General features: G+C 32.7%; 20 protein-coding genes. 5 read left to right on the top strand and 15 right to left on the bottom strand.

All coding sequences use genetic code 11. The annotated features are described in order from the left end of the window. Positions 1-82: 82 nt before the first annotated feature. The 12 genes from QHT84_RS10860 to QHT84_RS10915 form a co-directional block, all read right to left on the bottom strand. Positions 83-850 carry a LytR/AlgR family response regulator transcription factor gene (locus QHT84_RS10860; RefSeq protein ID WP_283239591.1) on the bottom strand — a complete coding sequence of 256 codons (768 nt, stop codon included), beginning with the start codon at positions 848-850 and terminating at the stop codon, positions 83-85. Further along, positions 828-1,868, bottom strand: a complete 1,041-nt coding sequence (locus tag QHT84_RS10865; RefSeq protein ID WP_283239592.1) for a sensor histidine kinase — start codon at positions 1,866-1,868, stop codon at positions 828-830. Before QHT84_RS10865 ends, QHT84_RS10860 begins: the two co-directional genes overlap by 23 nt. 141 nt (positions 1,869-2,009) lie before the next feature. After that, on the bottom strand, positions 2,010-4,229 hold the full coding sequence (locus tag QHT84_RS10870) for a redoxin domain-containing protein (protein ID WP_283239593.1): 2,220 nt from the start codon (positions 4,227-4,229) through the stop codon (positions 2,010-2,012). 4 nt (positions 4,230-4,233) lie between these two features. After that, positions 4,234-5,136, bottom strand: a complete 903-nt coding sequence (locus QHT84_RS10875; protein WP_283239594.1) for an ABC transporter ATP-binding protein — start codon at positions 5,134-5,136, stop codon at positions 4,234-4,236. Between the two features lie 218 nt (positions 5,137-5,354). Then, on the bottom strand, positions 5,355-6,098 hold the full coding sequence (locus QHT84_RS10880) for a hypothetical protein (protein ID WP_283239595.1): 744 nt from the start codon (positions 6,096-6,098) through the stop codon (positions 5,355-5,357). 516 nt (positions 6,099-6,614) lie between these two features. After that, positions 6,615-7,034, bottom strand: a complete 420-nt coding sequence (locus tag QHT84_RS10885) for a DUF6326 family protein (protein WP_283239596.1) — start codon at positions 7,032-7,034, stop codon at positions 6,615-6,617. A gap of 10 nt (positions 7,035-7,044) precedes the next feature. Next, the gene (locus QHT84_RS10890) at positions 7,045-7,668 is read right to left on the bottom strand and encodes a hypothetical protein (protein WP_283239597.1); all 624 of its coding nucleotides are present in this window, start codon (positions 7,666-7,668) and stop codon (positions 7,045-7,047) included. Between the two features lie 85 nt (positions 7,669-7,753). Continuing rightward, positions 7,754-8,332 carry a Crp/Fnr family transcriptional regulator gene (locus tag QHT84_RS10895; protein WP_283239598.1) on the bottom strand — a complete coding sequence of 193 codons (579 nt, stop codon included), beginning with the start codon at positions 8,330-8,332 and terminating at the stop codon, positions 7,754-7,756. A 247-nt stretch (positions 8,333-8,579) separates the two neighbouring features. Next, complete coding sequence (locus QHT84_RS10900) at positions 8,580-9,392, bottom strand: DJ-1/PfpI family protein (RefSeq protein ID WP_283239599.1); 813 nt, start codon at positions 9,390-9,392, stop codon at positions 8,580-8,582. A 22-nt stretch (positions 9,393-9,414) separates the two neighbouring features. Continuing rightward, a complete protein-coding gene (locus QHT84_RS10905) occupies positions 9,415-10,305 on the bottom strand; it encodes a DUF6268 family outer membrane beta-barrel protein (protein ID WP_283239600.1) in 891 nt (296 codons plus the stop codon). Positions 10,306-10,376: 71 nt separating this feature from the next. Next, on the bottom strand, positions 10,377-10,949 hold the full coding sequence (locus tag QHT84_RS10910) for a Crp/Fnr family transcriptional regulator (RefSeq protein ID WP_283239601.1): 573 nt from the start codon (positions 10,947-10,949) through the stop codon (positions 10,377-10,379). A 190-nt stretch (positions 10,950-11,139) separates the two neighbouring features. Beyond that, positions 11,140-11,421, bottom strand: a complete 282-nt coding sequence (locus QHT84_RS10915; protein WP_283239602.1) for a hypothetical protein — start codon at positions 11,419-11,421, stop codon at positions 11,140-11,142. A 789-nt stretch (positions 11,422-12,210) separates the two neighbouring features. On the opposite strand from QHT84_RS10915, the gene QHT84_RS10920 reads away from it, so the two are divergent. From QHT84_RS10920 to QHT84_RS10940, 5 genes are all read left to right on the top strand, one after another. After that, positions 12,211-13,098, top strand: coding sequence for a helix-turn-helix domain-containing protein (locus QHT84_RS10920; RefSeq protein WP_283239603.1), 888 nt, complete (start codon positions 12,211-12,213; stop codon positions 13,096-13,098). Between the two features lie 156 nt (positions 13,099-13,254). Next, positions 13,255-13,455, top strand: a complete 201-nt coding sequence (locus tag QHT84_RS10925; RefSeq protein ID WP_283239604.1) for a tautomerase family protein — start codon at positions 13,255-13,257, stop codon at positions 13,453-13,455. 18 nt (positions 13,456-13,473) lie between these two features. Then, entirely contained in the window at positions 13,474-14,217 is a 744-nt protein-coding gene (locus tag QHT84_RS10930; RefSeq protein WP_283239605.1) for an SDR family NAD(P)-dependent oxidoreductase, read from the top strand. 88 nt (positions 14,218-14,305) lie between these two features. Beyond that, positions 14,306-14,674 carry a nuclear transport factor 2 family protein gene (locus QHT84_RS10935; protein WP_283239606.1) on the top strand — a complete coding sequence of 123 codons (369 nt, stop codon included), beginning with the start codon at positions 14,306-14,308 and terminating at the stop codon, positions 14,672-14,674. A gap of 350 nt (positions 14,675-15,024) precedes the next feature. Further along, the gene (locus QHT84_RS10940; RefSeq protein WP_283239607.1) at positions 15,025-16,062 is read left to right on the top strand and encodes an NAD(P)H-dependent flavin oxidoreductase; all 1,038 of its coding nucleotides are present in this window, start codon (positions 15,025-15,027) and stop codon (positions 16,060-16,062) included. Positions 16,063-16,078: 16 nt separating this feature from the next. Here QHT84_RS10940 and QHT84_RS10945 read toward each other — a convergent pair whose 3' ends face one another. The 3 genes from QHT84_RS10945 to QHT84_RS10955 form a co-directional block, all read right to left on the bottom strand. Next, complete coding sequence (locus QHT84_RS10945; protein ID WP_283239608.1) at positions 16,079-16,912, bottom strand: hypothetical protein; 834 nt, start codon at positions 16,910-16,912, stop codon at positions 16,079-16,081. 59 nt (positions 16,913-16,971) lie between these two features. Beyond that, entirely contained in the window at positions 16,972-17,397 is a 426-nt protein-coding gene (locus QHT84_RS10950) for a DoxX family protein (protein WP_283239609.1), read from the bottom strand. A gap of 592 nt (positions 17,398-17,989) precedes the next feature. Then, positions 17,990-18,604, bottom strand: a complete 615-nt coding sequence (locus QHT84_RS10955; RefSeq protein WP_283239610.1) for an ATP-binding protein — start codon at positions 18,602-18,604, stop codon at positions 17,990-17,992. Positions 18,605-18,722 lie beyond the last annotated feature (118 nt).

The raw sequence follows: 18,722 nt of genomic DNA on the forward strand, positions 1-18,722 counted from the left end.
TACATTTTATTTTCCAACATATCGGCAGGAAACCACTTCTTTAAGATAATTTTAATACAATTGATTACAATCCGGAGATGAATTATTGGGTTACCCATTCTCTAAAAAGAGCTGTTTTACCTTGGCTGGTTAAAAGTAGTTTTTTATGTCCGCGTATTTTGACTGCCAACGTATTTTTTGAATAACGTTCAACCTTCTCTATGAATGCTCTGTTTACTAGTTCACCACGATTGATTCTGAAGAAGTCATCAGGATTTAATTTAGTTTCAACTTCCTTAAGGGTTAATTCGTTGATTAAATGTTTTTTGCCGGAAGTATCTAATGCAAAGACAACTCCTTCATTAGCTTCAAACATCAAAATATCTTCAACTTCAATAAAATAAAGGCTTTGCTTTTGATATACTGTAAATCTTTTTTTAAACGTCTTTTTAGAGAAATTTTCTTCAATGAGTTGCGAAAGATTGGAGAGTTGTTCATTTTTATTAAATGACGAGTTCCTCAAAAGCATAAATTTTTCCCAAGCTCCCGTAAAACGTTCCTTGGAAAAAGGTTTTAACAGATAAGATATTCCATTACTTTCAAAAGCATCCATCCAAAAATGATCATAAGCCGTTGTGAAAATAATAGGACATTTTACATCAACCTTTTTAAAGATTTCAAAGGCATTACCATCCAGTAATTCAATGTCAGAGATAATTAAATCTACCGTTCTCTCCTTCAGGAAATGTATGGCAGCATTCACGTTATTTATTACAGCCGCCAATTCTGTCTCATCTTTAAGTTCTGCAATAAATCTCTTCAATTTTTTTTGCGCCGGTATTTCATCTTCAATAATTAGTATTTTTATCATGCGATTGAATTATGGGAATGATTACTGAAAAATGGGTATCATTTTTATTAATTTCTATGGGATTGTTGGTAAGTAAATGATATTGCTCTTTAATATTTTGAAGACTACGGCCAGATGTTTGTTTCGTGCTTGTTTTGGAAATAAAGTTATTTTTTACGCTAATGGTTTCATTGACCTCTAATACTATACAAACCGGATTCTTTAAAGTACCTAAGTTATGCTGAATTGCATTCTCAATGAGCAGTTGTAGTGTTAAAGGAACAATAAAGCCATTAGCAGTTCCTTTAATTTGAAGCTGATACGCTAGGCCGTATTTGTGTTCTATTAATTTGAAATATTGCCTTGCAAAAGACAGCTCATCACTCAAAGACACTAATTTCTTGTCAGATACATGTAGAACATATCTGTAAATATCTGCAAATTCATTTAAAAAATCAGAGGCTTTATTTTTATCTTCTTCAATTAATTGGTCTAAAACATTAAGATTATTAAATAGAAAGTGAGGATTGAGTTGGGTTTTTAACTGATGTATTTTACTCTCAGAGAGTGCCTGTAGAGAATTAGACAATTGCTTTTGATAGTTTTTGTTTTTGTTGAAGTAGTAATATGTAAGGATGAAACTACCATAAACAAATCCGTCTAAAAAAAACCTAAATGTTGTTTTCAAAAAAACGTTTTGATTAAAGTTTTGTTCGATATTATCAAATGAATAGGCAATGATTAAGCCTAAAAGTTGCATCGTGAGCGGATACATAACCATTGATGCAACAAAAATTTTCAGTATTTCTTTTGAATATAGCATTTCTGATTTTTGCCATAATTTTATAAATGACATTATAATCAAGAATAGGATACCTGTAGAAATTGGTGTGAAAAAAAAAGCTTCGGGCGTGAAAGTGTATAGGTTAATTTCGTCAATTACTGATATTCTACTGTAAATAGACTGCACATATGAATACAGCATAATGAATAAAATAAAATATCGGTGAACATATATTTTATCAATAAATTTTTTCATTTCGAAATTGATACGTTTCATTTGATATTTTATCCCAAATTTATGCTTTATTTTTTTCAATATTTTGATAGCAATGGTTACAGGTTTTAAACGATTTTGTTTATGGTGAAAGAAATTTGATTATCAGTTTAAGATTAAGTGTTATTCCAAATCTCTTAAATCTAAAGCTTTTCGTAAGATCATTTCAAAAGAAGCTTCTGATGGGCGAGCCATTTTTGATTGATAAATTTTTCCTTCGGGATCAATCATTACAAATCGCGGTATACTTGTTATCTGGTAATTAAAGTTTACTTGTTTGCTATTATTTGCATACCATTGCAACACTTTTTTTGACTTATTTTTAGCCTCTGTAACCCATTTGGATTTGTTTTGGTCTGTACTCAAAGAAACAAAAGCTATTTTATTTTTTTGATATTTAAAGGCTATGTTTTCAAAATACGAGTTTTCATTTGAGCTTAATTCTGACCAAGATTGATAAAAATTAATAATTATCCATTTTCCTTTTAAGTCAGATAATCTAACATTTTTATTTTGTAAATCACTAGCACTAAAATTAAAAGCTAATTTTCCTCTTCCTAATTTCTGTAAGTTTTGATGTAAAAACTTTAAATTATTTCTAAATTTCTGTGAAGTTATGTTTTTACTGTATTTATACAGTTCATCCCTTTCTGAATTTGTATTACTATTTTCTAAAAGAGTTGATAATTTACTATACATTATTTTATCTTTAAACTCACCTTTTGGTAATTTCTGAAATGCCTGAAGAAGCTTAATATCTCCTGCCAATTCACTGGTATCATTCTTCAGAATTCTAAGTTCTAAATATTCGAGATACTTTTCTTTGTCCAACATTTGTAAATCGTTAAGACTTAATCTGTTTTCTAATTCTTCCCATCCGATGTTCCAATTTATTCTTTTTTCCGGATACAAGGCACCAACTTTCTTTGATAACATTTCTTTATAAAGTAAGTTATCTAATATTATTTCTTTTTCTATAATCTCTTTTAAATCATCACGATATGTCAAGTTGTCTTTACTTCTATATTCTTTTATATTTTTTAAATCATTTTGGGCAATGTTAAGTAAATCATTTTGCAAGTTTTGGTATTGATGTAAATCAAATCCTTCTTTTATTTGATACTTAACATAAGGCCATTCGTCAATTTTACTTTTGAAATTGTTTTCCGCAATTCTATTTCCTTTAATTTTGTAGTCAAAACGGCCATTTTGAAATTTTACCGACGCTACAATACTATCGTTAGTTCCCATTACGACTTTAGCAGATCCATAATTTTGAAAAATTAAAATATAATTTGATAACGGTAAAGAATCTTTAAAAATATGTTTGAATTGGCCATTAGAAACTTCAATTTTTGCTACTGTATCTTTGATGGTAGGATGAATTAAATAAGCCATACTGATTGGTAAGTCACTTGTAATGTCCCCCATTATAATGGTGCGGTTGTGTTCAAATTGTTTTTTGGGTGCTAAATAACTAATGGACAATAATAGAATCAGAAGCATACCAATTATACTTCTGATTCTATAATAGTTACTTTTCCAAAAGGCTCTTATAAAGCCTTTATTTTTATACCACAAAAAACCAAAAATTAGTATGACTGTACCAGCAAACAGACTAAAGTATTCGGTATATATTATATAATTATCCAAATCACCACCTTGTATATTTTGTCCCGTATGGCTCAAAACCTGGAACGGATTTGATGGGTGAAATTTTCCGTTGTATTCAAGTATACTTGAAATGATAAATGCCAGAAAACCAATTGATAGTGACCAAATGTAACTTGAGATAAGTACAGAGAGGGTATATTGAATGGCAGTTAAAAACCATGAGGCCAATATAATTTTTAGAAATGCTTTGCCGATGAAGCTCCACGGTATTTCTGTGATTGCATTTGCAGGGAGGTCATTAAACAAAAAGTATGAATACGTAAATAATAGACCAGAAAATATGTAAGTAATGATTAGAAGCGCAGATGAAGAAATCAATATTAAAAATTTACCAAAGTAAATCGAACTTTTCTGTAAAGGCAATAGTTCCATTAATTGCCAGCCACCACTTTTGTGGTCTAGTTGAGCAATCTTACTTGAGTTGTGTATAATTGAAATAGTAAGCGAAAAGAAAGCTATAGCTCTAGCACTTTCAGTAAAAAACATCTCATAAATGTTGAAGTCAACACTTGGCTTGAATACAGTAGGTTCGATTACATTGGAAATGAAAATTGATACTGGAAATAACAATCCAAGAATAGCAGCGATCCAATAAAATCCACTCTTTTTCTTTTTGATAAATTCTCCTTTGAGAAATACAGTAATATTTTGAAAAAAACTTGATATCATTACATTAATTATTGGTTATTTCAAGAAACCATTCTTCTAATCCTCGTTTATTTTTTAAACTATATATGGGAATGTTTTGCTCAGTTAGTTTTTTTATTAATTGCGGGATGTCTTCTTTTTGAATAATTGAAAATGCCACTAATTGTTTTGAAAGAATCTGAGCAGATTGTATATTGTTTAGAATCCAATTGCTAGTATCGACATTTAAATTGGTTTCGATTTCTATTAGAAATGTTGAAAAAGTATTTTCTAACTCTTTTATTGTTCCTTCAAATTTTATTTCACCTCGAGCAATTATCCCCACATGTGTGCAGGTTTTTTCAATTTCACCAAGTAAGTGACTGGAAATGAATATTGTTGTTCCTTTTTCTTGGTTAATCTTCAACAACAATTCTCTCATCTCGATAATTCCAGTAGGGTCGAGACCATTTATCGGTTCATCTAATAGTAATAATTCGGGATCATGAATCATTGCCATAGCAATAGCCAAACGTTGTTTCATTCCAAGAGAATAATTTTTTACTAATTTTTTTTTTGCTTGTAATAAATCAACAGTATTGAGGATATCATCTATCTTATCAAAATCAACTTTTCTTATTGTAGCAATATATTTAAGGTTATCTTCACCGGATAAGTGCTGGTATAATGTTGGACTTTCTATTAATGCACCGATACGATTGAAAATATTTGGTAGTTGATCAGAAATATATTTGTCAAAAACTTTTACTTTTTTGAAATCATCAGGATATAATCCTGCTATTAGGCGCATAGTAGTTGACTTACCCGCACCATTATGACCTATAAAGCCATAAATACTTCCTTTTGGAACTTGAAGATTTAAATTTTTAAGGATAGGTGATTTAACGTTATACGAAAAATTTAAATTTGTTATTTCAATGGAGAACATGTTGTAAAGTTTTATATTTCGGATTGTTTCATTTTGTTCTCTTGTTTCAAATAAACAATTATTAGGACACAAAAATGGATTGTTCTTGGGAATTCTTTGAATAAGTATATACCCATTCTGTATATTTTCTTTGCAATTTTACAGTAATTGAATGCTATTCATTTATTGATTATGACTAAAGCAGTATCAATATGGGCAAATAGTTTCTTAAGAATCTACTATTTTTTTTCTGGAAATGATGCAATTGTATTCCCTTTATCGTCAAAAAAATCAAGTTTTGCGTTATTTTCCTTGTCTACATAAAACATTGCCTTAGGCATACCTTTATTGTCAAAAAGAAATACTCCGTTACTTTCACTGCCTGATTTTCCGAGCATCATTCTTGGGGCTCCACCCAATAGTCCTTGCTCAACATATGTTTTGTATTTTTCATCTGCTGCTTTCGGGTCTTTCTTGCCGAGTTCCTCGAGTTCCTTCATGATTAGTCCGGTTTTAATTTGGGACTCTTTTGTTGGACGATCACTAAACATCAAACCGCTTGTTACTCTTCTGTAATCTCCTTCTTTATAATCTTGAGTTAGTAACTGCATTACCTGGTCACCATCATATTGGTCAAACGTTAGCGATAATCCCGAGCTGTGTCCGTTAGCGCTTTTTTGCCCATCATATATAAATCCACCGCACTCTATACCATCTTCGTTAAAGAAAAGCATTCCTGAACGTTTTTTTCTTTCTTCGTTGGTTGGTCTACCGTTTATTTTGGTTTTACCGTTTGGAAATTTATCAACATTGGTAATAATCATTTTAACGGTACCATCTTTCTCGACTATATTGATTCTTTCGACATCAATCTCACTAAACTTTTGGTTTCCATTTTTATTGAATGCAGCATTTGTTACAAAAACAATCCCTAGTACGGTAGCCACTGCAAATGTTCTTAAAAAAACTAATTCTCGATTCATAAATAATTTTATTAGGATTAAACATTAAATATGAAGCGAAACTAAACTGAAAAGCTTTCAGGTTCATGGGTAAAATAATTACCAAAGGAAAAAAAGTGATGAATGAAGGAAAATTTAAGTTGAATTTGAAATTGCCTTTTTAATTTGGACTTTTCATTATGGTATATCTTCTTAACAGAGATAGATTTTGTCTTTTTATAACCAACTAAAAATTATTAACTGCAGATATTTTTCGAATAGAAATATAGATAGATTACTCGGTATTATTACGAATAATTTCAAACGAATTTGTTGAGATCTTTTAAATTCTTAACTCATTTTAAACCTTAAGAGTTAATTGATATTGTTTTTCGATTAATAAGATGTATTTTCCTTTTACTTTTTTATAGAATAGTTATTTATCCATTAATTTGTTTAGAGCAATCTTTTGATTATTTTGTTAAACAATTTGTCGTTTAAGCCTAATTTTTTCAAAACATTGAAAATGGTCTACTCATGATTTCTATTTGTGGGTTTTTATGGTTCAATACGTGGCCATTTCCAAGCATAACGTATAATCAGACAGAGAAGTGTGACTTCTACAGCAGCACCGAACAACATCTGCATCCAGACCTCGCCAGCCAAGTTGAATAATGTAAAGGGAATATACACTGAGGCAATAATAATATTTGTAAAGCGATTTATTTTTGCCGGCAGGGTAACAGAAAGGAAAATCATGAGTGCCGGAATTGTCAGTGAGACAAGTGCAGTCAAAAGAAATTCTTGTGTAATATCAAATTTATATACGATTCCGCTCTGAATATCTTCTATTTTACTTGGCATGTATAAGTGGAAATAATCTACATAGATATAGAGAAACATTAAACTTGTCCACAGCGTAGCAAGCTTGAGCTTCAAATTGACTTTCAGGTCTTTTAGTTCATTTTGTGTATTCATGAATTATCAACTAAAAATTAAATCCGAAATGTAACCCTGGTTCAGGTGTCCATTTTGGCCACTTATCATCTTTTTCTTTAAATCCATCAGGCATTTCAGTGTAGTATGGACGACCAGCAATACCAATAGATGGTTCTATAAAAAACTTATGCCTAAAGAGTTTAAAGTGATAGCCAATTCTATAAGTATTGAAAATAATGAAACCATTACCCACCATATCACCGTTTTCATTCTTATAAGTTTGCCACATGGGCATTACATGTGATGCTGCGTAAAGACCTTTCCAAAAAAACCTTTGATACGCTAAACCAATTCCATATTCTCTAATATATCCTGGAAATTTCTCTTGGGGCTCTCCGTATGCATCATTATAAAATGGGTTAATGCCAAGTGGCCATGCATGCTTCCAAGTTATTAGTTCAAGAGAAATAACATCTTTTCCAGTGATACGATACCCTAAATTCAGTTGAACAAAGCCTGGAGGGTTTACTTCATCAAAATTACCCAATAAAAATAAAGTACTACCTACGAACCACCTCTTATTACTAAGGTCTTGATTATCATATTGTGCATTTACCTGCAAACTGTTTGCCAACACTATTGCAAGTCCAATCCATAAAATTCTCTTTTGCATTTCTTTTCTTTTTGATATAAAACGATATTGCAAAAGTGAGTTATCAAGCTAAAAAGATTTGTTCACTTAAGTTAAGAAATACTTTTTAGTTCTTTTTTTCAATAATTCTTGCTCTTAGTCGGCTTAGGGATTGAGGCTTGATACCCAAATAACTTGCTAATTGGTGTTGTGGCACACGCTGAACGAGGTCAGGTCTTTTCTGAATTAGATTCAGGTAGCGTTGTTCAGGTGAAGAAGTCTTGAACTCGTCAAAGTCTGTTTGCTTTTTGGCTAACAATTCTTCAGACAACTTTCGGCACATTATTTCAAACTTAGGAAATTTACTGTTTACATCTGCTGACATGTTTTCATCAGCAATCAGAATAATACCGTCTTCAACACAACTAATAAAATATTCAGAAGGTGCTTTATTTATAACACAATGAGGCGTATAGGCATCCAATTCAGTGTAAAAAGCAGTGGTTTTTTCATCTCCGTCTATTATGTAATACGTGCGGATACAGCCCTTTAATACAAAATAGCTGTCATTTGATTTCTGACCTTCTTCGAGTAAAATTGTTCCTTTCTTTACAGTGTGGAACAGGTCTAACGAAAGTAGTACATTCTTCTCCTCTTCAGAAAGGGAAACGTATTTCGATATAAAGTCAAATAGTATATTTTTCATCGTTTTATTTTTTCTGTTCTCTTTTACACTTGTTACCCATTCTTTTTGCTTTTCATTTTCCTAGCGGAACAATAGTCAGCATATGCTTGGCTAAGATAAATTTTTTGAGTGAAAACTAAACTTAAAGTAAAGAAAATCAAGTAATGGCTTTTGATATGTTTTTACCGGTTAGCAGATTTTTTAGAAGAGCCAAACCACTGCCAGATAAACTACTAAAAATAAGAGTTGTATTGCTTGTTAGTTTCATTTAATGATTGGTTTTTAAAGTTCCTTTTTCTTCTAATTCTTTTAAGGCTTCAAGGTATAGTTTGTTAAACGCTTCATTTGAATATGGATTTTGACTTGTTATTAATTCTCTATCTCTTACCGCAAAATTGGCTCCCGGTCTTCCTTTTTTGTACTTCAAACCTAATTTTTTTAGTTGTTTGGAAATTTTTCTGTTTTTGGGTTTGCCTTTCATCACAAAATTTTCAATAAAAAATTCTTCGAAACCCGTTACAGAATTTACCTTATATCCAATAAACGGATTTTCTTGTTTTGGTATAGAAAGTATTAACGCCGGTGCGTGGCAGATCAAACCTATTGCCCTTCCTTTTTTAGAAAAGTCTTTTAAGATTTTTGAAATAGTGGGTTCAAAAAATAAATCTACCATTAACCCTTGTCCTCCCGGAATTACCATTCCTTGGTAGGAGTTTATGTTTTCAAGCGCTTGTTCTAAAGTTAGCGGCTGATTGAATTTCGGATTTTGTTTTACAAATTCAGATGCTTCATTGATTAAGGTATCTTTTTTACCCCAGTATTTAGGTTTGTAACTTTCCTTGTCAATAGAAGATGCTATTCCGTTGGGAGTTGCAAAATCTACTTCATAGCCTAAATTGACAATTTCCTTATAGGCCAAATAGAACTCACTCAAAAACACCCCCGTTTCGGTATACGATTTTCCATTTTTGAGTTTTAATTCTTTTGCTGCACTCATAATAAAGATTACTTTCTTATTTTGAGCTTGTACTATTAAGGTTGACAAGAAAAATAAAATTAATGCGAATTTGAAGTTTTTCATTTTAAATTATTTTTATGGGTTATTAATTTTTTAAGCGAAAACTGATACCTGTTCTAAAAAATAAGCTGGATTTTAAGTCAAAGTCTTGATTTTGTGTAGCTTTAAAATCGCTATTCATAGCTTCAAAATTGCGTATAGGGGCAAAACCAAGTTTAAGATGTCCGAAAATTTGTTTGTAAATTCGATGGGAAGCAGTTGGAGCAACTAAAAGTTGAAAAGTTCGGATATAGTTTATATTGTCATCTCCAAGTTGAAATGGACCAACTCTTGATATGGCCCCATCAACAGAGGCAAAAAGGCCAAATTCAAAATTTTCCGATTCTTTATACAAGAAATTAGCATTGGGATAAACAATTTCAATTTTTACTTTCTTACTGTCGTAATAAAGCGAACCGAGCGGAACAAAGGCATTTCTTTCAAAATCATTGTTCAAAGCACCACCTAATCCAATCTTGAAGTTAGGATTACCATTTATTACATAAGTGGCAAAAACGGCTACTTGTTGGAAGAAATCATTACCATTAAAAGATTGGCTTAGATCACTTCTTATCATTATTCTTGGTATCGTAACAATTTCCCATTTGGTATTTAGTTGCATACGAATAATAGCGGAATAACGAATGTCATGAAGTGTAGTTGGAAAGGAATTATTTTGAGGGAGTGAACTATTATAATCAAAGTTAGAATTACGATAATAGAACGCATTAAATACTTTTACTTTGTTGTTGACTTTAATGTCAGGGGTAGTTACATTAACATCAATAAAATTTGTAGTAACATTTCCATCTACTCTATCAAAACTCGTTTTGGGTAGAATAGAGTAGTTGATATTAATTGGGTCATTGAGCGTCTGTGATTTTGCATCATGTGAAAACAGCGCTATGGCTATGATTAATAAGATTTTTTGCATCATCTTTATAATTTAGATTTTGATGCAAAGAAATGCCCAAATTATCACTTGTGCATTTACATATGTAAAGAAAACTATACTTCGTTAAATTTTCTTCTTATGCGGCTTAGTTGAGTGGGTGTGATACCAAGATAAGAGGCAATGTGGTATTGAGGTATTAATTGTTCGAGTTGCGGATATTCTTTACGAAAAATTAAGTAACGTTCATCAGCATTTAACAGGACAATTTCTATTTCACGTTGTTCTTTATTTACGAAATATAGTTCAGCTAATTGTCTACCTACTCGTTCAAAGTCGGGAAACAGATCATAAAGTTTTGTGATTTCAGCATAATCGGCCACTAAAAGATCGCAGTTAGTTAGTGCTTGTTGAATTATTTTATTGGGTGTCGACTTTATCAAAGAGGAATATCCACCTATCATGCAATGGGGTATAAAAAAGTGTTTATTATACTCAAAACCTTCATTATTTCTATAAAAAGCTCTAATAATTCCTTTTTTCAAAAAACCAACTTGTTTTGCTTGTTCTCCTTCATTTATAAAATACTCACCTTTTACCAGCGTTTTTTCAGTAAATATTTGTTCAATCTTTCTCCAAGTTTCTTCTTGGAGCGGAGAAATTGAATTTAGATATTTATATAATTCCATCAATGTTTTGGGTGTCTTTAAAATGGTTTATCCAGTGTCGCCCCTTGTGATATATACGACTATTAATTACAAATATAAAATTCCTTCTTGGATTTACCGAAACTAGAGCCTAAGGCGACTGACCGTCAGGAAAAATTCGGGAGAAGCGCAAGCTTAGCAGTTGTTACAAACCGCTGTTATAAGCACTGCATTAATTGTTAATAGCAAAAATTCGCACTATTTCTTTCACGTCCAAACTTTTTAAAGCTTCTATTAAGAGTTCCAAATCTTTGACTTCGTAATAATTGTAATAACAAGTTAGATTGTCTTTTTCATTTTCTACTATTCCATATTCATCCAATCCATAATTATCCCACAAAAAATCTTCAACATAATCATTCAATTCGGTGTCTTCAACCGCAACAATGATTTCCATTTTCTCACTCTGGACTAATTTAATGTGAGGAAGTTCAAATATTACTTTTTCGTTCATTTTAAAATGAGTTTTGTGGTATTGCTTATAACTTCGGTGTAAGTATGGAATTCATACTTCTCAAAAAAACAAAACAGATGATGAATTCTCATACTTGTTAAACAGTACGAAACTTTAAAAGGTTTATCATTTAATAGGGGTATTTCGAGAAGGTAGCCAGAGGTATTAGTTTTAGGTAGAAATAAAAACGAGGCCTCTTAGTATTTGTGAGTTGAGTAGTGTAGTTCATTATTTCTTCTTGGGAGCAGGAGGTTTTAATAATATTGTTTTTTCGGGTGTTTTTATTATGGTGTTGATATTTGTCCGAACGGTCTGTCCATCAGTCTTTTTTTTTTTGGGGGGGGGGAGTACGGGATTAAGTGTTATTACATTGTTATTTAATTGTTTATATGGATTAAGTTTGCATAAAAGGACTCACGAAACTACACTTCATTTCTAGCTAGTTTTATACCCTTTGCCATTTCATCGGTACTTTAGATTTAATAAATTTCTAAAATATTTTGCCAGATATAGTTATACTTCTCATTACCTGAGTTATACTGTGCAAATTTAGTTTAGGGTATCCTTCTTTTCGAATGTATAAGAACGGTAAAAAGTCACGGATTAGTGGTGGGCCTTTCTGCTTCTAGCCTCTGATTCCTTGGAAGCCGTTTCGCTCTTTCGCAAATTTATGCCCGCGGGGATGGAGGTATCGGAGCGAAAGTTAGGTTGAGTTAATGCAAGATAATTGTCTATTTGTCCAATTTTTTTTTTTGAAAAAACTTCTAATTTTGTTTACAAATTATGATTATGGCAAAGAATGAGAAACCCATACCGATAAACAAACTAAACCAGTTTTGTGAGGAAAATGCGATTGAATACTTTAAGGTTTCTGGTTTTAATGTAGAAAGCTGTACCATTAATGAGTTTCAGGAAAATCACAGGCATAGCCATTACGAAATTATTTGGCTTAAAAAAGGTAAAGGGATTCACCATATAGATGGACAAAGTTATAATTACAATGGTTCAGTACTGTTTCTCTTATCTCCCGGGCAGGTCCACAAAATTGAGCAGGAACAAAGAGGGGAAGGTTTTGTAATTAAATTTTTACCGGAGCTATTTCAACATCAAAAAGATGTTGAGGAATATTTAATTGATAGTTTATTGTTTGATGCCATCGAAAGCTTTCCTGTTATCAACCTTACTGCTTCACAATACAAAGTTTTTGAGGACTTATTCTATCAAATAACAGTTGAGTTTAATACTTCCGAAATGGGTCAGCAGCAGATTTTATCTTCGTTCTTAAAAATACTCATAACCAATATTTCAAGATTAAAGCGTTCGCAGCAGACGATTAATTTTAAGCCCGAATTAGGATACGAACTCTTTAGGAACTATAAAATAAGTATCGAGAAGAATTATAAAAATGTCCATAGTGTCAATGAGTATGCCGCATTGTTGAAAACAACTCCGAGAACTCTAAATAACTTGGCCAAAAAATTTTCGGATAAAACCGCCGGACAACTGATTTCAGAAAGAATTTTACTCGAAGCAAAACGACAATTGCATCATAATACTTTAAGTGTAAAAGAAATCGCTTTTGAATTGGGTTATGATGACCCCGCATACTTCACTCGTTTTTTCAAAAACAGTTTGGGCATTTCTCCTCAACAATATAAGAGTACCATAACTGTATAATCGGGCTAATAAAATCAATTGAAAGCATTACAATTTAGTAATGCTTTTTTTGTTCCTCTTACCTATGTGCAATAGTGCAAGCAAATTGACTATTTAGCTATTCTTTACAATTATGTGTTACATGAACTTTGCAGAATAATTATAAAATAAATTATTATGCCTTATGTAAATATTCAGGTAACTGACGAAGAAGTTACCAAAGAACAAAAGCAAGAAATCATTGCTAGGGTTACGGAAATTATGTCCATAATCCTTAAAAAAGATCCAAATCTAACACATGTTGTAATCCAGGAGATAGGACTTGATAATTGGGGATGGAAAGGGAAACAGGTTTCAGAAATACGAAAAGAACAATAATCAATAAATTTTTAAAAAATGAGTAAAACTGTAATTGTGACCGGAGCTTCTTCCGGGATTGGCAAAGCTATTGCACAGCTATTTGCTGAAAGAGGATTTAATGTAATTATGAACGCGACTAATGAAGTACAACTGCAAAAGGTCTATCAGGAATTTGGTTCTCCAGAAAATGTTCTGGTAGTGTCGGGTGATATTTCAAAAAGAGAAACCGGAGAAAAATTGGCAAGTGCTGCTATCGAGAAATTTAATTCTATAGATGTTTTGGTTAACAACGCGGGGGTATTTGCACCAAAACCATTTTTGGATGTAGTTGAAGACGATTTAGACCGATTTTATAATATAAATCTTAAAGGAACCTATTTTACAACACAGGCCGTAATCCCTAACATGTTAGTAAACGGTGGTGGCTCTGTGATCAATATAGGAACAGTGCTGGTTGACCACGCCATAGCAGGATTTCCCGCTACGGCACCTGTCACAAGTAAAGGAGGTGTTCACGCTTTGACAAGGCAGTTGGCAGCAGAATTCGGGAAGAATAACATTAGGGTAAATACCATTGCACCAGGCATTATCCGTAGTCCACTACAAGGTAAAATTGGGGTTAACGATGCTGATGGATTAGCCGGTCTACACTTGTTGAACCGAATTGGCGAAGCTTCAGATATTGCTGAAATGACATACCAATTGGCGAAAAGTAATTTTATAACCGGAGAAATCATTAATGTGGATGGAGGCCACGTTGCCGGTCACATGTTTGGATAAAAGTAGTTTAGTTACTAGTTTACTCTTCTTTCAAATATTAAAGGAAGTATTTATGAACAAATAAAGTTTTAATATAAAATTATTTGATATGTATTCAAAAGAATCAATTGCCATTCAGCAAACAATACAAAATTATTTTAACGGTATTTTCAATGGTGATACCATGTTACTTTTAAAGGTATTTCACCCCAACTGTTTATTAATTGGAGACATCAATGGACAACCTTATTTTAAAGATGTCAACCAATATCTAATGGGTGTCAAAGAGCGAAAATCGCCCAGTGAGCTAAGTGAGCCTTTTAGAATGGAAATCTTGAGTATTGAAGTACTTGGGAATAATGCAGTAGCAAAATTGCATGTTCCAATGTTGGGGTTCAATTACTATGATTTTTTATCTCTTTCAAAGATAAATTCAGAATGGGTTATCGTAAATAAGCTCTTCACGAATGTAAATTAATTTCATGGTATTATTATATCAGTCATAAATAATACTTTCTATTACAAATTTCCGAACTATTATTCGACTTTTTATTCAGTTTATAAAAATACTTGGCAATTATGATGAACATGCAACTAGGCGAACTATATTCTGCTTCGGAATAGGCTTTCGTTTTGAGAAGTCGAATTGCATGTAGTCTTCCTTTGCCTTGATAGTTATTAACGATTAACTTAAAAAGATTTGATTTGTACAGTTGTTAGGATTTGGGCGTAATTTTATTGCGCCCATTTCAATACAACAAATTTCAAAATAAAAAGTAATAATACCAAGGATAGTTGTGCAGATGATATTTTCAGATTAAGGTAATTATGAAAAACAAGCTTAAAGCACTTTTGGGAGTGGATTATCCCATTTTACAAGGTCCGATGGGTGGTGGTTTATCAACCGCAACGCTAGTTTCGGAAGTTTCCAACTTAGGTGGTTTGGGGGGCTATGGAGCCTACCAACTTCAGCCCGAAGAAATAAGAAAAGTGATTACAGATATTAAGGCGCATACGACTAAGCCCTACAATATTAACTTGTGGGTTAATGATGTTGACGACAATACTATTGTAGATGATGAAACCTACCATTTAGTAGTTTCAAATTTTAAGCCTTATTTTGATCAATTACATCTCCCTATTCCTGAAAAACCCCAATTTGTCATCAGTAAATTTGAAAGCCAAGTTGAAGTCTTGCTGCAAGAAAATATTCCCGTATTTAGTTTTGTATTTGGTGTTCCCGATCAAGCCATTTTGAAAGAATTCAAAAAAAGAAATATTGTTACAATCGGTGCGGCTACAACCCTTGATGAAGCGTTATTTTTGGAATCTGCCGAAGTGGATATGATAGTAGCTTCGGGCTTTGAAGCAGGTGGTCATCGGCCATCATTTTTAAAACCTGCCGAAAAATCGTTACACGGAACTTTTTCATTAATTCAGCAAATCGCCGGAAAAATCAATTTGCCTGTAATTGCAGCAGGCGGGATAACTAATAGAAAATCTGTTGAAGCTGCTATTAAATTAGGAGCTTCAGGAGTACAAGTCGGCACCGCCTTTTTAGCTTGTCAAGAATCTGGAGCCAGTAACGAATATAGGGATGTCCTCTTTTCAGAAAGGGCAAGATATACGTCGTTGACCAAGAGTTTTACGGGAAGACTGGCAAGGGGAATATCAGGTTCAATTTCAGAAGATGTCCAGATTAATTATACCCTACCGTTTCCGTTACAAACTCACTTTATGTCTACATTAAGAAAGGCCGCTATCGAGCAGGGTAGGCCGGATTTAATTACCTTTTGGGCGGGACAGGGTGTTAGTGAACTCTGTTATAAAAATGTACAACAGGTATTTGAATCTTTAATACTATAGCCATAGCCAATAATTTCTATTTGTCTAGGTACAAAAAAAGTCCCCCGGTTACTGTTTTGGGAATAAAATTTATCGATAGCCTAATAAATCCTTTCAGAAATATATTTTCGTTATTGAAATATCTTCTTCCTCCAACTTCAATATCTTCCCATTTCGGTGCTTTAATTTTCGAGTCGAGATAAACAAAATATCTTGTGAAGTTATAAGATACTGTTTGAGCGAACATTTGGTTTTTCCAAAGGTTAACTGAAATTATTCTAACGGATTTAATTTTTACATCCATTGCAGTCATTATGCTGGCTTTATCGAGATGAAATCCTATGCTTAAAAATTTATGATCAACTTTTATTTGACCACCTAATAGCTTATTGCTATAGGACAAACTGCTCGAAAACGAAGTATTTGTTTTATTGAACGAGTATTTAATTGTCGGCTGTGCACCGGGAATTTTTGACTGAGAGTTAAATTCAGTTTGGCTTTCAGGTGTTGTCGGATTTGGGCGTATTTCCGTGATAGCTGTGGCTAAATACCCAATTCGTAATTTGCTTTTTGAACTGATTAGATAGGTAAAGTCAAATGCTCCGGCGGACTTTACTTTATTGGAAGTTTCAAGTTTCAAAACCGCAGTTGTTCCTATTCTGAACTTATCATTTAAGTCCTGGTTCAGTATAGTACCTAATCGAAGCGTACTTACATTAAAAGCTGTATCAACTTTAAAAACTTGATTACCTCCCATTCCAAGATACATTCTTTCTAATGTTGTTAAGGTATCAATTTTTATATTTTTTATTTGACCTAATACAGGTAGTGTAAATAAAGTAAGGATTGTATGTTGTATATATTTTTTCATAATAACACAGAAAAAAAAGAGGAAGACATTTATGCTTCCTCTTTGACTATTATGATGGGTTATTTTTTTAACCACTTATTGTCTAACGAATAGACTCCGGCACCTGTGAAGAACAGTCCCAGAAATACTATCGCGTCCTCAATCGCGTGAGAAGAAACATCAAACGGGTCGTTGTTTGAGATGTGGAAAATGGTTGCAATAATCATTGTTAGAAATAATGCAATTGAGGCAACCCTTGTAAATATCCCCAGGATGAGCAGAATTCCTCCGAAAAACTCAGCAACAGCGCACAAGAGTCCCCAAAAAGCAGGTAGAAAATCAATACCGATATTTTTCATTGTACCGCCTAAAAATGTCCAGGTTTCAACTCCCCCTGTGAGCTTCGGGAATCCATGTATAATGAATGTTATACCTATTAAAACCCTAATCAGTAGTAGTCCGAAATGAATAGACTCATCATTTGCCTTTAAAAATTGTAATCTCATGGTTATATTCTTTAAAATTATTAGGCAAATATCGGGAGTCAACTCAATTACTCTCTTGGACTTTTACTTCAGTTAGTTGGATTTATGTGAATTTTTTTAATATTGATTTTTTACGGTATCATCTGTATTTCGAATGATATACTATTGAAAAAGCACTTTTCAGCGACTTGATTCAATAATGTTAATACTTTGTCAGAATGGTTGACGATTTTAAAGCGTATCTAAAATTTTCGCTAAAAAATTCTAATAGCCTATTACAGGTAGCTTTAGTTTTTTGTAGAGTTGGTTGATCCTCCATACCAAAAAGATTGTAAAGGAATCAAGAGTAAGGCTTGAGAATATTAGAATCAATAAGTATAGCCTGTTATTCGTAAATTTAATATACTCTTATTTTTCTTGATTTACAACGTTTGGAGTGATTTTAGTCTGTCTAACAAACAACTGACGTAAGCACCACCTGCTTTTCAACATTTTTTCAAATAGCGTTGATTATTAATTGAGAGTTCACGAGAAAGATATCGCAGTTAAAATATGGGTTTACACTATACTTAGTTACATTCAATAAACAGTGAAAGAGTTATGCGTTAAACGTTTACGCTCTTTTGTCTTTTGTAACATTGTTGAATGCTATCAGATTGACCATTTCTCTTATCCGGCTTCTTACTCTATTGCCGTAAAGCGATTCTATTTCTGAAGCTGATAGGTTCGTGGTGATGTGGGTTTGGATTCGGTGGCTGACGAAGAGGTCATAGCGGCTCAACAGTATTTCGGCCATAACATTACATTCATTACCATAGTATTTGAGATTGTTTTCCAATCCTAAATCATCGAAGCAATAGATTTTAGGTTCCGATTTATACAATTGTCCTTTACTGTATTTGTGGATTACTTGGTACCCATCTTGGATGAATTCAAAGCTTATATCGCGGCATGGTTTTACTGAAAATTTGAATTCCGCAGGTGTCAGGTACTTCATTAAGTTCATTAATGAGGTTTTGCCACAACCTATTGGTCCGGAAAGCAAAATGCCCTTGTTGAGGTTAATGCCAAATTGAAAGCATACTTGTTCGTCTTTGAGGAAGTAGGCGATTAGTTTGTAGATAATGGGGTAATCTTCTTCATGTATTTTGAAGTGATTACCATAGAGTTCTTGGCCTTTGGTTTTGAGCCAGCTGATTATTTCGGGGTAGTTTAGGTTTGTGTTCATGGTTTGCAGTTTAATGGGTGTTCTCGATACAATTTTGCGATGCAAAATCACTCGAACTGACGTTTTGTTGTACAATTTTGCTATGTAAAATCACTCGAACTGACGTTTTGTTGTACAA

The sequence above is a fragment of the Flavobacterium sedimenticola genome (assembly GCF_030053345.1).
Lineage (GTDB): Bacteria > Bacteroidota > Bacteroidia > Flavobacteriales > Flavobacteriaceae > Flavobacterium > Flavobacterium sedimenticola.

Coding starts and splice junctions, on each gene's coding strand:
- QHT84_RS10860 (WP_283239591.1), bottom strand. CDS start 850: ATGATAAAAATACTAATTATTGAAGATGAAATACCGGCGCAAAAAAAA.
- QHT84_RS10890 (WP_283239597.1), bottom strand. CDS start 7,668: ATGCAAAAGAGAATTTTATGGATTGGACTTGCAATAGTGTTGGCAAAC.
- QHT84_RS10915 (WP_283239602.1), bottom strand. CDS start 11,421: ATGAACGAAAAAGTAATATTTGAACTTCCTCACATTAAATTAGTCCAG.
- QHT84_RS10865 (WP_283239592.1), bottom strand. CDS start 1,868: ATGAAAAAATTTATTGATAAAATATATGTTCACCGATATTTTATTTTA.
- QHT84_RS10945 (WP_283239608.1), bottom strand. CDS start 16,912: ATGAAAAAATATATACAACATACAATCCTTACTTTATTTACACTACCT.
- QHT84_RS10875 (WP_283239594.1), bottom strand. CDS start 5,136: ATGTTCTCCATTGAAATAACAAATTTAAATTTTTCGTATAACGTTAAA.
- QHT84_RS10900 (WP_283239599.1), bottom strand. CDS start 9,392: ATGAAAAACTTCAAATTCGCATTAATTTTATTTTTCTTGTCAACCTTA.
- QHT84_RS10870 (WP_283239593.1), bottom strand. CDS start 4,229: ATGATATCAAGTTTTTTTCAAAATATTACTGTATTTCTCAAAGGAGAA.
- QHT84_RS10905 (WP_283239600.1), bottom strand. CDS start 10,305: ATGATGCAAAAAATCTTATTAATCATAGCCATAGCGCTGTTTTCACAT.
- QHT84_RS10880 (WP_283239595.1), bottom strand. CDS start 6,098: ATGAATCGAGAATTAGTTTTTTTAAGAACATTTGCAGTGGCTACCGTA.
- QHT84_RS10950 (WP_283239609.1), bottom strand. CDS start 17,397: ATGAGATTACAATTTTTAAAGGCAAATGATGAGTCTATTCATTTCGGA.
- QHT84_RS10955 (WP_283239610.1), bottom strand. CDS start 18,604: ATGAACACAAACCTAAACTACCCCGAAATAATCAGCTGGCTCAAAACC.
- QHT84_RS10930 (WP_283239605.1), top strand. CDS start 13,474: ATGAGTAAAACTGTAATTGTGACCGGAGCTTCTTCCGGGATTGGCAAA.
- QHT84_RS10935 (WP_283239606.1), top strand. CDS start 14,306: ATGTATTCAAAAGAATCAATTGCCATTCAGCAAACAATACAAAATTAT.
- QHT84_RS10940 (WP_283239607.1), top strand. CDS start 15,025: ATGAAAAACAAGCTTAAAGCACTTTTGGGAGTGGATTATCCCATTTTA.
- QHT84_RS10910 (WP_283239601.1), bottom strand. CDS start 10,949: ATGGAATTATATAAATATCTAAATTCAATTTCTCCGCTCCAAGAAGAA.
- QHT84_RS10925 (WP_283239604.1), top strand. CDS start 13,255: ATGCCTTATGTAAATATTCAGGTAACTGACGAAGAAGTTACCAAAGAA.
- QHT84_RS10920 (WP_283239603.1), top strand. CDS start 12,211: ATGGCAAAGAATGAGAAACCCATACCGATAAACAAACTAAACCAGTTT.
- QHT84_RS10885 (WP_283239596.1), bottom strand. CDS start 7,034: ATGAATACACAAAATGAACTAAAAGACCTGAAAGTCAATTTGAAGCTC.
- QHT84_RS10895 (WP_283239598.1), bottom strand. CDS start 8,332: ATGAAAAATATACTATTTGACTTTATATCGAAATACGTTTCCCTTTCT.